At 35.1% G+C, this 16,018-nt stretch carries 12 protein-coding genes and 1 other annotated feature; of the genes, 9 read left to right on the top strand and 3 right to left on the bottom strand.

The window, feature by feature from the left end; genetic code table 11:
* Positions 1-203 precede the first annotated feature (203 nt).
* The gene (gene murC / locus NSQ89_RS15630; RefSeq protein WP_047944496.1) at positions 204-1,502 is read left to right on the top strand and encodes a UDP-N-acetylmuramate--L-alanine ligase; all 1,299 of its coding nucleotides are present in this window, start codon (positions 204-206) and stop codon (positions 1,500-1,502) included.
* 338 nt (positions 1,503-1,840) lie between these two features.
* On the top strand, positions 1,841-1,981 hold the full coding sequence (locus NSQ89_RS25395; RefSeq protein ID WP_082138437.1) for a transposase: 141 nt from the start codon (positions 1,841-1,843) through the stop codon (positions 1,979-1,981).
* Between the two features lie 110 nt (positions 1,982-2,091).
* On the opposite strand, the gene NSQ89_RS15625 is transcribed toward NSQ89_RS25395, so the two are convergent.
* Complete coding sequence (locus NSQ89_RS15625) at positions 2,092-3,207, bottom strand: aminopeptidase (protein ID WP_047944495.1); 1,116 nt, start codon at positions 3,205-3,207, stop codon at positions 2,092-2,094.
* A 238-nt stretch (positions 3,208-3,445) separates the two neighbouring features.
* Here NSQ89_RS15625 and NSQ89_RS15620 point away from each other — a divergent pair, with 238 nt between their 5' ends.
* The 3 genes from NSQ89_RS15620 (at position 3,446) to ytxJ (ending at position 4,870) form a co-directional block, all read left to right on the top strand.
* On the top strand, positions 3,446-3,889 hold the full coding sequence (locus tag NSQ89_RS15620) for a DUF948 domain-containing protein (protein ID WP_047944494.1): 444 nt from the start codon (positions 3,446-3,448) through the stop codon (positions 3,887-3,889).
* 14 nt (positions 3,890-3,903) lie between these two features.
* Positions 3,904-4,371: a YtxH domain-containing protein gene (locus NSQ89_RS15615; RefSeq protein WP_047944493.1), complete on the top strand. Its 468-nt coding sequence runs from the start codon at positions 3,904-3,906 to the stop codon at positions 4,369-4,371.
* Between the two features lie 166 nt (positions 4,372-4,537).
* Entirely contained in the window at positions 4,538-4,870 is a 333-nt protein-coding gene (gene ytxJ, locus NSQ89_RS15610; RefSeq protein WP_047944492.1) for a bacillithiol system redox-active protein YtxJ, read from the top strand.
* A gap of 61 nt (positions 4,871-4,931) precedes the next feature.
* Here the strand turns inward: ytxJ and pilM are convergent, their stop codons facing one another.
* A complete protein-coding gene (pilM, locus tag NSQ89_RS15605) occupies positions 4,932-7,106 on the bottom strand; it encodes a cell division protein FtsA (protein WP_047944491.1) in 2,175 nt (724 codons plus the stop codon).
* A gap of 272 nt (positions 7,107-7,378) precedes the next feature.
* Between pilM and NSQ89_RS15600 the strand changes: the two genes are divergently transcribed.
* Together NSQ89_RS15600 and ccpA are read left to right on the top strand one after the other, a co-directional pair.
* Positions 7,379-8,455, top strand: a complete 1,077-nt coding sequence (locus NSQ89_RS15600) for a bifunctional 3-deoxy-7-phosphoheptulonate synthase/chorismate mutase (RefSeq protein WP_047944526.1) — start codon at positions 7,379-7,381, stop codon at positions 8,453-8,455.
* 358 nt (positions 8,456-8,813) lie between these two features.
* The gene (gene ccpA, locus NSQ89_RS15595; protein ID WP_047944490.1) at positions 8,814-9,812 is read left to right on the top strand and encodes a catabolite control protein A; all 999 of its coding nucleotides are present in this window, start codon (positions 8,814-8,816) and stop codon (positions 9,810-9,812) included.
* 410 nt (positions 9,813-10,222) lie between these two features.
* On the opposite strand, the gene NSQ89_RS15590 is transcribed toward ccpA, so the two are convergent.
* On the bottom strand, positions 10,223-13,201 hold the full coding sequence (locus NSQ89_RS15590; protein WP_341132896.1) for a transglycosylase domain-containing protein: 2,979 nt from the start codon (positions 13,199-13,201) through the stop codon (positions 10,223-10,225).
* Positions 13,202-13,348: 147 nt separating this feature from the next.
* Positions 13,349-13,573 (top strand) — a binding site (T-box leader).
* Positions 13,574-13,658: 85 nt separating this feature from the next.
* Here NSQ89_RS15590 and tyrS point away from each other — a divergent pair.
* On the top strand, positions 13,659-14,915 hold the full coding sequence (gene tyrS, locus NSQ89_RS15585) for a tyrosine--tRNA ligase (protein ID WP_061798754.1): 1,257 nt from the start codon (positions 13,659-13,661) through the stop codon (positions 14,913-14,915).
* A gap of 322 nt (positions 14,916-15,237) precedes the next feature.
* Positions 15,238-15,960: a hypothetical protein gene (locus tag NSQ89_RS15580; protein ID WP_141232337.1), complete on the top strand. Its 723-nt coding sequence runs from the start codon at positions 15,238-15,240 to the stop codon at positions 15,958-15,960.
* Positions 15,961-16,018: the final 58 nt, after the last annotated feature.

The raw sequence follows: 16,018 nt of genomic DNA, 5'->3' as shown, positions 1-16,018 counted from the left end.
CGTAGTTTTTCATCATGAAAGATGGTATAATGTATAAATGTGAAATAAAAAAAGGAAAAAAAAGTTAATGTATTGTAGAAACATGAATAATTAATGGAATGAGAAAAATAAAGTGAACAAAGTTGCATACATAAATGCAATGAGCAAATTGAATGAGGATATCATATACTGTTAAAAGATATGCGTAGTTGGAGGTTCTTTATATGACTATTTACCACTTCGTAGGTATAAAAGGGTCGGGTATGAGTGCGTTAGCACAAATTTTACATGATATGGGTTTTGAGGTACAAGGCTCTGATGTGGATAAAAGATTTTTCACTCAGATTGCTTTAGAACAAGCTGGAATAAAAATTCTTCCTTTTCAACGTGAAAATGTTCAACCAGGAATGAATGTTATTGTAGGAAATGCATTTCCGGATACACATGAGGAAGTAGAAGAAGCAGTAAAGCTGGGTCTTCCAGTGATTCGATACCATCGTTTCCTTGGAGATTTTATGAAGCAATTTACAAGTATAGCTGTAACTGGAGCACATGGAAAGACATCTACAACTGGTTTGCTTTCCCATGTAATGAAGGGGGCAAAGCCTACAGCATATTTAATTGGTGATGGTACGGGGAAAGGGGTAACTGGAGCAGAATATTTTGCTTTTGAAGCATGTGAATATCGCAGACATTTCTTATCCTATTTCCCTGATTATGCATTGATGACCAATATTGATTTTGATCATCCAGATTATTTTGCCAATGTGGAAGATGTTTTTTCTGCCTTTCAAGAGATGGCATGGCAAGTTAAAAAAGGAATTTTTGCTTGCGGGGATGACGAACATTTACAAAAGATTCAAGCAAAAGTGCCAGTTGTATTTTATGGTTTTGGAGATGAGAATGATTTCCAAGCGAGGAATGTGGAAAAAACAACTGAAGGTACAACTTTTGAAGTTTATGTACGTAATACGTATTACAACACCTTCTCCATTCCGACATTTGGGGACCATAATATCTTAAATGCTTTAGCTGTTATTACGCTTAGTCATTATGAGGAACTAGATGCAGAAATCGTTAAAGAACGCTTAATGACATTTGAAGGAGTAAAACGAAGATTTACAGAAAAGACAATTGGTACACAGGTTATTATCGATGATTATGCTCACCATCCGACCGAAATAAAAGCAACGGTGGAGGCTGCTCGTCAAAAGTATCCTGATAGAGAAATTGTTGCTGTATTCCAGCCACATACATTCTCTCGTACTCAAGCATTTCTTCAAGAATTTGCAGATAGCTTAAATTTAGCTGATTCTACTTATCTATGTGATATATTTGGTTCTGCACGTGAGAATCACGGAAAGCTAAGTATTACAGATTTAGCTGATAAGGTACCTGGAAGCAAAATTATTTCAGAAGAGACAGTTTCTTCTCTGAAAAAACATGATAATAGTGTAATCTTGTTTATGGGTGCAGGAGATATTCAAAAATATCAAAGTGCTTATGAAAAAACATTAGGGTAATAAAAAGGGATCAGAATTTACATTCAGATTCCTTCAGACTGTAGACAAACTCTTTTAAATTTGAGGTTTTGTCTATGGTCTTTTTTTGTGACTCCTTCTAATAGGGATGTTGACTTCCGCTACAGGGCTTCGCTATCCATGAGTGCCGAGCCGCTTTGTTGCATACGCTCGGACTTTCTCGTATCTCCCATAGGAGTCTCGCCCCTTCGGCTCCGATCAACCTGGTTTCATCATGTTAGTCTAGAATTTTAACTGCTCTTGGTTTTAAAATGTAGATAGATATTTTTTAGAGGTGAAATTATGCTTTCCAAACAGTTATTCAAAGAGACCAATTAGAAATGATTGCTTTAGATCAACTTGTTCCTGATGCAAAAGAAAAGCATGGCATACGATGGACACCTTTAAAGGGACATAAAAAATTATCTATGCAGACCTTGTTTACTTGTGGATCCGTGAACTTAAAGAAAATGGCCAACTGACTTGGATGAGTCTGGTAACAGCTTGAGAAGAGCATAAAGAATAGATCAAAACAAATCATAAATTGAAAAAGGAGATCAGAATGAAAATATTCTGATCTCCTTTTTCTAGTTTACTTTAAATTTTCTGGATTTAATACTTCTAATTCTGGAATAACAAATTTACCATCTTTTCTTATGAGCACATCATCAAAGTAGATTTCCCCACCACCATAATCAGGGCGTTGAATATTTACCATATCCCAGTGGATATTGGAATCATTGCCGTTATAAGCATCATCATAGGCTTGACCCGGTGTAAAGTGGAAACTTCCATCGATTTTTTCATCGAATAAGATATCTTGCATTGGATGTAGAATATACGGATTTACTCCAATAGCGAATTCGCCAATATAACGAGCACCTTCATCTGTATCTAAAATTTTATTTAATCTTTCGGAGTCATTAGATGTTGCTTCGACAATTTTTCCGTTTTCAAACTTCAGGCTGACATTTTCAAAAGTGAATCCTTGATAAGGAGAAGGTGTATTATAGGTTAGTACACCATTAATAGAATCACGTACAGGTGCAGTATAAACCTCGCCGTCAGGAATATTCATTTGACCAGAGCATTTGATTGCCGGAATATCTTTAATAGAGAAAGTTAGGTCAGTGCCAGGACCAGTTAAGCGAACTTTGTCCGTGCGATTCATTAATTCTACTAGATTATCCATTGCTTTATCCATTTTTCCATAATCTAGGTTACACACGTTGAAATAAAAATCTTCAAATGCATCGGTGCTCATTCTCGCAAGCTGGGCCATGGATGGGCTTGGATAACGAAGAACTACCCATTTTGTGTTTGGTACACGAATTTCTCTATGTACCTTTTTGCCAATGGTTGCACCTTCAATTTTCATTTGTTCTGCAGGAACGTCTGCAAGCTCATTAATGTTATCACCAGCTCGAAGCCCAATGTACGCGTCCATATTACTCATGACATTTGCTTCGAATTGGGCCATCATTTCATATTGTTCTGTTTGAGCGCCTAAAAGCAAGGAGCGATTAATATCATTATCTTTCAGTGAAACAAAAGGATAACCACCAGCTGCATATGCTTCACGCACAAGCGCTTTTACAAGTTCCTTTTGAAGTCCAAAGTTTTCAATAAGAACTTTTTCGCCTTTTTGTAAGCGAATGGAATAATTAATTAAATTTTTTGCTAGTTGATCAATTCGTGGATCCTTCATATGTACCTCCAAAATTTAAAAAAATGTGATAACTCTCTTATTGTACCCGAAAATATTTTTTCCTTAAATAAAAAAACTCAAAATAGAAAAATAGGGAGAAGAAATTACTTGCTTCGAATGTAGGTTTACTCTTGCTAAAGAATCATTTGTTTCTGAAAGTTTTTCCAATTATAATAAAACTAAGGTTTTAGCAAACGCGAATCTGGGAAAAGACCAATAAAGTGGAGGTGCGATAAATATGGTAAATCTTTTATACTTAAGTGTAGCTTTAATAGCTATTGCGTTTACGATTCTTGTCATTTATGTTGCGAGAACATTGAAGTCATTACATACTACACTGGATAGTGTTTCTAAAACACTTGTCGGGTTAGAAAGGCAACTGGATGGTGTCACAAGAGAAACAACTATTTTATTGCAAAAAACGAATGATTTAGCTGCAGATATTCAACAGAAATCTGAAAGTTTAAATTCTGTGGTTGATGCAGTAAAAGATGTTGGTACGAGTGTACAAGGGTTTAATCAATCGGTTCAAGCGATTACAAATAATGTGGAAAACACCCTTGTAAAAAATCAAGATAAAATAGCTCAAATTGTTCAATATAGCAAGGTGTTTATGAATATTAGAGATCAATGGAGAGCTAAGAAGGCTGAACAAAGCCGAACACGAGTAAGAAGTAATTAAAGGAGGATGTTACGATGAAGCGAGAACAAGAAATAATCCATGCAAATGAAAGCTCAAGTTCAAAGGATTTTCTATTAGGTGCTATAGTAGGTGGGGTTGTCGGTGCGGCAACTGCTTTATTTCTTGCACCAAAGCCTGGAAGAGAACTGCTTCATGATTTAAACGGACAAGCTGGCATGCTCAAGGAAAAAGGAATTGAGTTAACTGATACGGTAAAAGAAAAAGGATCAGAGTTTATTTCTATTGCTAAAGACAAAACAGGCAAAATTAGTAATACTGTTACTAAAACGTCTGCTGAAATTATGGATAAAGTAAAAAATACAAAAGGGCAAGAGAATATGTCAGCCCGTTTTGATGAGCTGAAAGAAGAAGCATCTGATTTAAGTTCAAGCTTAAAAAACGCTGAGTTTGATGAAATTCAGCAAAAGTTAGAAGAAACCAAACGTGCATTTGATGAAACAGAAAGTAAGTATAACCATTAATCATTATTTTGTATAAAAGTGAGATAAAGTATCCAGTCTATATACACATTGCTTTCTGCGTTCAATGAGAGCCAAGTCTTTTAGAACAATGCAAGAAGGAAACGGTATATAGACTGTTTTTTATATGTTTACGATAAATAAATAGATAAAGGATGATTTTTTAAGAATGGAAAAAATAGAAACTATCGAAAAGTTCGAAGAGTTAGTTCAGAATAAAGATGCTTTTTGGCTGGTTAAACATAGTGTAACATGTCCAATTAGTGCAAGTGCTTTCGATGAATATAAGCAATATGAAGGGAAAAATAATGCTGTTGATACTTATTATTTAACTGTGCAAGATGCAAGAGATGTATCTAATTATATTGCTGAAAAATATGAAGTAAGACATGAATCACCACAAGCATTGCTTTTTGTTCATAATAATATTGTTTGGCATGCATCTCACGGGCAGATTACCGCAGCTTCTTTACAACAAGTTAGTGAAGAAAATAAGTTATAAACATTCGATAAAAAAGGAATTCAGAAGGAGTATATTCTGAATTCCTTTTTTATGTAAAATATTAATTATTTATAGAAGAGCTTTTCGTTTTAGCTGGCCAAACAATCGATAATTTATCCCCTTTTTCTATAGGGGTTAAGAATGTAGCTTGTTCACCATTACGCAATAGTTGAAAAGTTCCTCCGCCGCTTTGTGGCATATTGATATCAACAAATGCAAATAAGTCCTGAAATAAAAAGCCTTCAAATGGTTTCTGTTCTATACGAATATCATCCCCGCTGAATAAAAGATCTTCCATTTGGAGGATTTGTCCTCTTCTTTGTATTTGTGCTAGCTGCTTTGTAAGTGTAATCTTTTTGTCATTAAAATAAACTGGAAGCACTTGATACATTAAAATTTGTTTTCTTTCGGCTAATTCTTGAACAGTTGGTGTTTTTCTTTTTTCCAGGATAACTTCATCTTTGTGACTAAGCAATTGGTTTAATCGGCAAGGAAGTCCATTTTTTACAATCTTCCCAGAGAAAGCAGGAAGGATCGTCTCTTTACCGTTAATCAACAGATGGAAAGGTCTTAACTCCTCCATTAAATTCGTTAAATGAAGCGACTCAAGAGCTTCTTGAATAGTAGTGTCTGCTCGGTATTCAATAATATCTTTGTCAGCAATCGGATGTTCAGCAGAAACAGGGTTCCCATTGCAAAGAATTTTGGTATGAAGCGTGTAGCTTTTATTATTGATCTTTATTTCTTTGTCAGGTTCCGCATCTAGTAAGTCCTTTATTTGAACTTTGGCTTGTTCTCCATCTTTCCCACGATAAACCGTTAATGTTTCGCCATCTTCTACTGTATCTTCTAAAGAGCATGGGACATCTTTTCTAAAAATAGTGGGTCCCTCACCATGACTTCCGGGTATGGTAATTTTTTGATTATTGAGTGTAACAATCATTGCATTACCTGGCTTTCCGTATAATTGGTTCATTCGAATGCCAGAGGCTAAAATACAATCCCCGACGGTCAATTTATTTACTTCAAATAGTCTTACTGGCTGCTCATTTATATAAACCGTTTTATATTGGACTGGTGATTTTTCAGCAGCGATAGCAATTCCAACAGGTGTAACAAGCTCCGGCCCTAAATGGAAATTTTCCTCAAAGGTAAGATGAGTAATTGCATCAATGCCTCTGATGGCAACCCGGTTAGAAGGCAGATTAAGCATTTCTGCCATTTTTTGTTGTAAAGCTGGCGTTTGGCTTCCGCCACCAACAAGCATTACAGCTTTAGGCGATTTATGATTGTTTAGTAAAAGAATCTCCCGGCAAATCGTATCTGCTAATTTATCTAAAGCAGGTTCAATTTCCTTAATTACTTCTTCCTTATGCAATTCCGTTGTAAAGCCAAGAATATCAGAAATAGAAATCTGATCTTTTTGAGATAATTCTCTTTTGGCTTGTTCGGCTAATGGAAAGTCTAATAAATATGCATCGCTGATTGCTTCTGTTATTTCATCTCCAGCGACAGGTACCATCCCGTAGGCAATAACGGTCCCCGTATCGGTTATGGCTATATCTGATGTTCCTGCTCCAATGTCTACTAAAGCTACATTTAATCTTCTCATAGATGGAGGAATTAGGACATTAATGGCAGCAATTGGCTCTAACGTCAATGCCTGCATTTCTAAATTTGCTCGATGCAAGGCAGCGATTAATGATTCAACAACTACTTTAGGCAAAAAAGTTGCGATAATTTCTACCTTCGCTATTGATCCTTGCTGATCAATTAAGCTACCCATAGCTTGATCATCTAAAGAGTATTGAAGTACGGAATAGCCCACACAATAATAAAATTGGCTTTTATCTCGCTCGTTTTTTTCTGCGACAGAGCTTTGTGCCTGCTGTACAGCTGTTAACTCCATATGTAAAATATCTTCTTTTGTAATGAGCGGCTTTCTTTCTATATTCATTTCATAAGAAGCCCGTTCTGTTTTTAAGGCTCTTCCAGCAGCCGCGACACTCACTTTTTCTAAAGGTCCATGTTTGATTTCTAACTGATCTTTTATTTCTTTGATAATTTTGGAAACAGCTAACACATCATGTATTTGACCATCTAACATAGCTCTTTCTGTATGTTCGATGGATAATAAATCAGCTACATGATAACTTTCCTCTTTTTTTTCCAAGATAATTCCGACAACTGATCGAGTACCAATATCTAATGCAAATAGTTTTTCATGTTTTTGCATAGAAAACACCTTCTTTTTATTTAAAGATTGTTTATAAAAAAATAAAATAGATTATAGGAAACAATTATCTAACTTCTTAACAAAAATTAATGCTTTAACACTTAAAAGCGTTTAAGCATTAAATAAAATTAGTGACAATGGGATAAATATGATTTATAATTAACCCAATTAAGAGAAATGTAACATATTTTTGCATTTGTATAAAGAATCTAAGCAAATAGTGTAAAGGAAATTACATGGATTTGTGCTTTTAATGAAGGGATGAGATGATTGTGAGTAATAAGGAATTAGAAGAATTACGTAATCGAGTGGATGAATTAAATTTAGAAATTTTAGAAAAAATTAATGAGCGGGCAAGCCTTGTGCAAAAAATAGCCCAAACAAAAGTTACCCACGGTGCACATCGATATGATCCTGTTCGCGAGAGAAAAATGCTCGATCATATTTTAAATAAAAATGATGGACCATTTGATAATGGGACAATTTCACATTTGTTTAAGCAAATTTTCAAAATGGGCTTACAATTACAACAAGAAGATGACAGTAAAGCGTTATTAGTATCTCGTAAGAAAAAAGCAGAGGATACTATTGTTGATATAAAAGGAACAAAAATTGGTGACGGTACACCTAAATTTGTGTTTGGGCCATGCTCAGTAGAATCATATGAACAAGTTGCTCAAGTGGCAGCGTCCGTACAAGCTAAAGGGTTAAAGCTTCTTCGTGGTGGCGCGTTTAAGCCAAGAACATCTCCATATGATTTCCAAGGACTTGGTGTAGAAGGCTTGAAAATCTTAAAAAGAGTGGCAGATGAATACGATTTAGCAGTAATTAGTGAAATTGTTAGTACGGAACACATTGAAACGGCGTTAGATTATATTGATGTTATTCAAATTGGTGCTCGTAATATGCAGAACTTTGAGCTGTTAAAAGCTGCAGGAAGTGTAAAAAAACCGATTCTATTAAAACGTGGTTTAGCGGCAACCATTGAAGAATTTATCAATGCTGCAGAATATATAATGTCACAAGGAAACGATCAGATTATCCTCTGTGAACGTGGTATTCGTACGTATGAACGGGCAACAAGAAACACATTAGATATTTCTGCTGTTCCAATTTTAAAACAAGAAACACATCTTCCTGTCTTTGTTGATGTAACACATTCAACTGGAAGAAAGGATTTATTATTACCTTGTGCGAAAGCAGCTTTAGCAATTGGGGCAGATGGAGTAATGGCAGAAGTTCATCCAGATCCTGCTGTCGCATTATCTGATTCAGCACAGCAAATGGATATTGAGCAATTCGATGAATTTTACCGTGCGTTACAAGCTACACCATATGTAAATGCATAAAAATATGATAAATGCCTCGTAAGTGTTTAGAAACACTTACGAGTTTTTTTATAGAAATACTTTTTTTAATAAGAATTTGATAGTATGACAAATTCATTTATATTTTTCATCATTTTATGGTAAACTGAATGGAAGAATGTTTAATAAAAAAATTTTTTTGCTAAAAAAGCGAAAAAAAGTCGTTTTTTTTGAAAAAAAATGAAAGCTTGTCATTGCGGGTTTTCCTGCTATATCGTATCATTAGTACATAATTAGACAAGATTAGCTAAATTGGGAATCTTTTATGATTAAGAAAGTAGCTTCTTGCCATAAAATAATAGAAAGAAATAGTTCGACTAAAAGGAGTGCAAAAATCACAATGAATATCACAATATATGATGTCGCAAGAGAAGCTAGTGTTTCTATGGCAACCGTTTCCCGTGTTGTTAATGGAAATCCAAACGTTAAGCCAACAACAAGAAAAAAGGTATTAGAAGTTATTGATCGATTAGGATATCGTCCAAATGCTGTAGCAAGAGGGCTAGCAAGTAAGAAAACCACTACAGTTGGAGTAATTATCCCTGATATCTCAAGCACATTCTTTGCGGAATTAGCAAGAGGAATTGAGGATATTGCTACAATGTATAAATATAATATTATTTTAAGTAACTCTGATCAAAATAAAGATAAAGAGCTGCACTTATTAAATACCATGTTAGGCAAACAAGTGGATGGTATTGTATTTATGGGTGGCAATATAACTGAGGAACATGTTACTGAATTTGAAAAGTCTCCTGTACCAATTGTGCTTGCGGCTAGTATCGAAGAAAGCAAAAAGATTTCTTCTGTTAACATTGATTATGCGCAAGCTACGTATGATGTAGTAACTAGCTTTGTTGAAAAGGGCCATAAGTCTATTGGAATTGTCCTTGGATCCTTAGAAGAACCAATCAACAAAAATGAGAAATTAGGCGGTTATAAAAAGGCATTAGAAGCAGCTGGAATCGAATTTAATGAGTCTTTAGTTGTTGAAGGAGATTATAGCTATGAATCTGGTATGGAAGCTTTCGATAAATTAATCGAAGGTGATAATAAACCAACGGCAATCTTTGTTGGCTCAGATGAAATGGCGCTAGGTGTCATTCATGGAGCAGAAGACAAAGGCTATAAAGTTCCTGAGGATTTTGAAATTGTTACCTCTGATAATACAAAATTAACATTAATGGTTCGCCCGCAACTAACAACTGTTGTACAACCATTGTATGATATCGGTGCTGTGGCTATGAGATTGCTTACTAAATATATGAATAAAGAAACAGTAGAAGATCATATTGTTACACTTCCACACCGTATAGAATCTCGAAAATCTACAAAATAAGTTCAGATACGGAAAAGACCAAAACTGGATTGTACATCCAGTTTTGGTCTTTTTTGTTGAAGAAAAAAAGGAAACGAGGAAAGTGGCTGGAATAAAATATTTAATGGATAAAGAATTTAGTGGCGAAACCAAGTCATTCTATTACAGACACTCGATGCGCCGGGGAACAAGCTTTAGCGTGTGGAGGCTAAAGCTTGTTCTGGCTTCCCGCAGGAACTAACGAAGCAAGGAGGCTTAGCGCTCATCTTATGGATAGCGAAATGTATTTTAGTCTGCGGGGTATTACCACAAACCTTCTTTCTTAAAATAAATAAAAACCTCAAACAATTATACAAATACTTTTTAGTGTGTACGTATAATTGTTTGAGGTTATATTTGATTGAAATACTTATGTTCTAACCTTATTGGAGTTAATTATTTTCTGTCTTTTTATCAGGCTTTTCTGTTTGTTCTTTATTGTTTTGCTGGTTATTTTCTGTTGGCTTGTCGTCTTTGGGTTTGTCATTATTTGGCTTGTTCGCTGTTTGCTCTTTAGTGCTCGTCTTTTTTTCTTGATTTTCCTGTTTAGATTGATCCTTTTGTTTTTCTTGATTTTCCTGTTTCGTTTGATCTTTTTGTTTTTCTTGATTTTCCTGCTCAGTTTGATCCTTTTGTTTTTCTTGCGAATTGCCAATTACCACTTCATTTGATGCCTTTGATTCTTTACCAGCAATATCAACTGCTTTAACGATATATTTTCCATTACCACCTTTAAAGCTTAACGTATTTGCTGTTTTTAAACTCTTTACTTTTTTGCCATTTTTATAGACCCGGTAACCAATTACATCTTTTTCGCTATGCTTGCTCCATGTAATAGTGTCACCTTTAAGATTGATTTTTAGTGGACTAGGAGTCTTCCCATTCTCTTCAATTTTATTGCTTGGAATGATAAGATTTTTAAGCTTTTGATTGTTCTCGCTCAGAATACTTGGATCGCTGATCCGAATACCAAATAGCTTTTCGATATAGTCTGGATTTAGCATTAATCCTGGTTCAGCGAATTCACTTGGAGTAGAATCTAAAGCCATGTATTTCTTATCACCGATTTTTACATATTTACCTGTAACTAAACTGTCGTCTCTCTTAGAAGGAACCGTTCCTGACTTAAATAAATCAGTTGTCACTAATCCGGCTTTTGAGCATCCCTCAGAAGGCAGTAGTCCAGAAATAGAACATACAGATTGTCTTACGATTCCTCCAGGCATTTTAAAGCTTTTTGACGGAGCCACAAGATCAGGTGCAACGTCATAAGCTGCGTTTAGTAAGTCTGCCCACAAGTAGTTATTACGTTTACTGTATGATAAACCAGATGTTTCTAAAGATTTTGGTGTATCGTAACCTGTCCAAACCCCAAATGTTACATTTGGATTTGTCGCAACTAACCAAGAATCTGTAAAGTTTTGGGCTGTTCCGGTCTTACCTGCCCAGTCAGAATTAAATTTTAGGCGGCTGTTTACGGCAGCGGCTGTTCCGCGATTCATCACATCTCTCATCATGTCTAATGTTAAGTATGCGGTTTGTGGGCTAAATACATCGACAGGTTTTACTTCATGCTGATAAATAACATTGCCTTCTTTATCTTCAATTTTCTCAATCATATAAGCATCGATAAATTTTCCATTATTAGCAAAGGTAGAATAAGCGTTGGTATTTTCTTCGACAGTTATACCATCCTTCAGTCCGCCAATCGCAGTAGCTCTGTTTGACGCGTCAACAGGAGTTAATGTTGAAATGCCCATTTTTTCTAAGAAGTTGATTGGTTTTTGTGGCAAAATATCAATATATGCTTTTACTGCTGGAACATTGTATGATTGCTGTAGCGCATATCTTGCCGTTACTAAGCCATGAAATCGCGAGTCATAGTTGTTTGGCCAAATACTCCCTGGTTTACTAGGATCTAATCTTAATGGAACGTCTGGTAAAACACTTCCAGGTGATAATGTTCCCAGCTCAATAGCTGGACCATAAACTAAAAGTGGTTTCATTGTGGAACCATTTGATCTGACGCTGCGTGTGGCGTGGTTTGTCGCTTCGCGATTGTAATCGCGTCCTCCAACAAAGCTTACGATAGCCCCCGTTTTGTTTTCAATTAAAATGGCTCCGGTTTCTACAGGTTCCATAATAGTAACTTTTTCTTTTGTTTCTGGATCAATCACTTGTTGTTTCTTATCTGGTCCAAAAAGAGAGAAGTTTTTGACTGTCTTTTGTTGAATATCATAGATTTTCTTATTGATAGTACTATGAATTTTGTATCCATTTTGGTGGATTTGACGGTCAGCAAGTGTAGTATATTGTTCTGCTAATACATCGTCTTCTTGTAAGTCTTCTTTTGTATATCCATCTTCTTTTGCTAACAATTCGGCAATAATTTCTATGCTTCTTTGTTGGATTTCAATCATTACCGCCGGATAATCTTCAATTGGATTTTTTTGCGGTCCGATAAAATCCTTTGTTATGTCGTACTTCATGGCAGTATCATATTCTTGTTTAGAGATTTTCTTTTGGTCATACATTCGGTTTAAAACTGTTTTCATGCGATTTAAACCTGGTTCTAAATTCTTTTTTAATTTTCCTTCTTGTGTAAAAGGAGTGTAACCAAATGGACTTTGTGGAAGCCCTGCGATAAATGCAGCTTGAGGCAAAGTTAAATCCTTTGCATCTACACCAAATATACCATTTGCTGCAGACTGTACACCTGCAATGTTTCTGCCAGATGAATTTCTTCCTAAGGTTGAAACATTTAAGTAAGCTTCCAATATTTCATCCTTCTCAAAGAATTTTTCTAGCCTCAGTGCTAGGAGAATTTCTTTTGCTTTTCGTTCAAAAGAGACTTCGTTAGTTAAAATTTGATTCTTTATTAACTGTTGTGTTAACGTACTTCCACCAGATTGCGTAGAAGAGTTAGCTACTTCTTGAAATAATGCACGGAAGATTGCTTTTGGAACTACTCCGTTATGAGTGTAGAAATTTTCATCTTCAGTAGCAATAACAGCATCTTTTAAATAGGGAGAAACATCTTTAATTTTTACTTCTTCCCTCTCAAGGTCTGTAGGCACTTTTCCTAAATACTCATTGTTAGCAAAGAATAGCTCTGAAGTTTCTTCGTAATTATAAATATCTTTCTGCATAGTTGTGTAAGGACGGATTGGCTCATCCTTAACAAGTGATGCAAAGTATCCTGCACCAATTCCGAGCCCAAATGCACCCCCTACCACAGTAATGATGATAAAGAGCAAAGTCACATTCCATGTTACTTCATAAGTTAAACGGGCTCCTTTCAGTGTTCGTTTATTGGTGAAGAAGTTTTTAAAATGGTTTAAAGCATTTTTCCACTTCGGCCTTTCGTTCATGGTATCATTCCCCCTAAAATCACATACATTATAGCATAAAGGAGAGGGGAATATAGACAGAGTTCGATATTTTTCCTGTTTCTTCGAATAATTGTTTGACATTAACAGCTTTTATGTGATAAAAATAAACTAACTATATATTGATTCGTTATTGCTTTGAAGGGAAGAAGTAGTTCTTTTATCACTATAAACAGAGAGCCATTGGTCGGTGCAAAATGGCATAAATAAAAGAATGAATTACCTCCTGGAGCTTTCACTGGGAAAGTTATTTTAAATTAGTAGCAGTGAACGGCGTGGACCGTTATTCTAATGAAGTGGAGAATCTATTTTCTCAAGTTATGGGTGGTACCGCGCTGATTTGGCGTCCCTGCATATTAGATGCAGGGACTTTTTGTGTTATTTAATCAATAACGAAAAATAGGACAAGGATATTTTACTTTAAAATGGAGGAATATACATGAATTTACTAGAAGATCTTCAATGGAGAGGTATTATTTACCAACAGACAGATGAAGCAGGCTTGAAAGAACAATTAGAAAAAGAAATGACTAGTTTATACTGTGGAGTAGACCCTACTGCTGATAGCATGCATATTGGACATCTATTACCGTTTTTAACGTTAAGACGTTTTCAAAACGCAGGACATCGTCCTATTGTATTAGTAGGTGGCGCAACAGGTTTAATTGGGGATCCGAGTGGAAAAAGCGAAGAAAGAAAGCTGCAAACATTAGATGTTATTGGCTATAATGTGAAATGCTTGCAAGGACAATTGGAAAGAATCTTTGATTTTGAGGGAACAAATGCTGCAATTATGGTCAATAACTATGATTGGGCAGGGAAAATGGATATTGTTACATTCTTACGTGATTATGGAAAACACATTGGAATAAATTATATGTTAGCAAAAGATACCATTGCTAATCGTTTAGAAACAGGAATTTCCTTTACTGAATTCACGTATACAATTTTACAAGCATTAGACTTTTTACATTTATATGAACATCATGATTGTAAATTGCAAATTGGAGGAAGCGACCAATGGGGAAATATTACCACAGGATTAGAATTAATTAGAAAGAACATGTCAGAAGGGGCTAAGGCGTTTGGTTTAACCATTCCGCTTGTGACAAAGGCAGATGGTACAAAGTTTGGTAAAACGGAAAGTGGTGCTATTTGGTTAGATCCTGAAAAAACCACTCCTTATGAATTTTATCAATTTTGGATTAACACAGCAGATGCTGATGTGATTAAGTATCTAAAATTCTTTACTTTCCTTTCTAAAGAGGAAATTGAGGAATTAGAAAAATCTGTGCAAGAAGAGGCTCATCTCCGCAAAGCACAAAAAACATTAGCGGAAGAGATGACGAAATTAATTCATGGAGAAGCTGCACTAGAACAGGCACAAAAAATAACGGCAGCGCTTTTTAGTGGAGACATAAAAAATTTAACGGCAGAAGAAATCAAACAAGGCTTTAAAGATGTGCCAACATATGAACATACAGAAGGAGAAGCTCTGCTTGTTGATATACTAGTGGCTGCTGGTATTGTATCCTCAAAAAGACAAGCGCGCGAAGATATAACAAATGGTGCTGTCTATATTAATGGAGAGCGCAAACAGGAACTAGATTATGCACTTACAGAAGAAGATCGAATTGAAGGACAGTTTACCGTGATTCGACGAGGCAAGAAAAAATATTATTTAATTAAGTTTTAATGGCAACCATCCTAAAAGGTAACTTTTAGGATGGTTTTTTGGAAAAGAAATAATGGTGTTTAATGAAATGAGGAATTATTTTTCATTATCCTGCATTTTTAATGGCAACATTTTGTTACAATATATTGTCTAAAATGTGAAAAAGATATATTTTTTTCCATTTCTAATCTGTTTATCCAATAAATTGTTTTATACTTAAAATAAACAATTGTTGAAGGAGGGAGAAACGGGAAGATGTAATAGACTTACTTTTCCTGTGTAATCGATGAAACTAAACAGTGAAGTCTTAAATGTACCGTCTCCTTTTTTAGAGTATGTTGTAATGCGAATGTTTATGATGAAGTATTATGAAAAGGATCATTATTCCATCGCTTTTCAATACCCTTTAAGTCGTTTTGAGAGCAGCTATGTGATTCCGGAATTTCAAATGCTTTTTGATAAAGTGAAGTGGAAAAATAATGTTGTTACTTTAATTAATTTACGCCAGGATATATATGAACAAATCCTCATGCAAGTGAATCAATGTGATAGTCGGTCATCCTATATGGCGATAATAGATTATTTAAATCAACAAACAAAAGTAGAAGATCGAATGGACTGCTTTCCGACAATTCTAACAGGAGATCTTGTTTCCCCCGAATGGAGTGTGGATTTCCAAAAAGACGGTATAATAGAACTATTTAAGAATCAAGAGATATTAGGTGATAAAATAAGTCTTACTAGCAGGGAAGAAAAGAAGAAGGAAAAATGGGGATTTCAGCAAATAATAAACCAGGTTGTCCATGAATATTGGCTTGTATATCAACAAAAAAGAGAAAAGACTGTTATTCAAATTAGCCTGCCGAATATTAAATATTCAAGGGATATAGAAATGAGAATAAAAGATTTATTCTTTCCTTTTTTTCACCAAGTGCAAGTAGCGACATTTTTTTATGAAGAGGGATTATATATAAACAATATTTTAGTGAAAAGACCAAAATTGAAAGAGAAGACTAATTGGGGAGAACTACTTTTTCCTTTGGGAGGAAAAAACAATTGTGACTAGAAAAAGAAATATATCATAAAAAAAGCCCTGTTTCCAAAAGGAAAAAGGGACTTTTTTT

The organism is Niallia sp. FSL R7-0648 (assembly GCF_038007005.1).
Lineage (GTDB): Bacteria > Bacillota > Bacilli > Bacillales > Cytobacillaceae > Niallia > Niallia circulans.
This window is presented reverse-complemented; position numbering and strand designations above follow the sequence as displayed.

What these genes read in the sequence shown, in the direction of transcription:
- NSQ89_RS25395 (WP_082138437.1), top strand. Translation starts at nt 1,841, where the DNA reads ATGATTGCTTTAGATCAACTTGTTCCTGATGCAAAAGAAAAGCATGGC.
- pilM (WP_047944491.1), bottom strand. Translation starts at nt 7,106, where the DNA reads ATGCAAAAACATGAAAAACTATTTGCATTAGATATTGGTACTCGATCA.
- NSQ89_RS15620 (WP_047944494.1), top strand. Translation starts at nt 3,446, where the DNA reads ATGGTAAATCTTTTATACTTAAGTGTAGCTTTAATAGCTATTGCGTTT.
- murC (WP_047944496.1), top strand. Translation starts at nt 204, where the DNA reads ATGACTATTTACCACTTCGTAGGTATAAAAGGGTCGGGTATGAGTGCG.
- ytxJ (WP_047944492.1), top strand. Translation starts at nt 4,538, where the DNA reads ATGGAAAAAATAGAAACTATCGAAAAGTTCGAAGAGTTAGTTCAGAAT.
- NSQ89_RS15580 (WP_141232337.1), top strand. Translation starts at nt 15,238, where the DNA reads ATGCGAATGTTTATGATGAAGTATTATGAAAAGGATCATTATTCCATC.
- NSQ89_RS15625 (WP_047944495.1), bottom strand. Translation starts at nt 3,207, where the DNA reads ATGAAGGATCCACGAATTGATCAACTAGCAAAAAATTTAATTAATTAT.
- NSQ89_RS15590 (WP_341132896.1), bottom strand. Translation starts at nt 13,201, where the DNA reads ATGAACGAAAGGCCGAAGTGGAAAAATGCTTTAAACCATTTTAAAAAC.
- ccpA (WP_047944490.1), top strand. Translation starts at nt 8,814, where the DNA reads ATGAATATCACAATATATGATGTCGCAAGAGAAGCTAGTGTTTCTATG.
- tyrS (WP_061798754.1), top strand. Translation starts at nt 13,659, where the DNA reads ATGAATTTACTAGAAGATCTTCAATGGAGAGGTATTATTTACCAACAG.
- NSQ89_RS15615 (WP_047944493.1), top strand. Translation starts at nt 3,904, where the DNA reads ATGAAGCGAGAACAAGAAATAATCCATGCAAATGAAAGCTCAAGTTCA.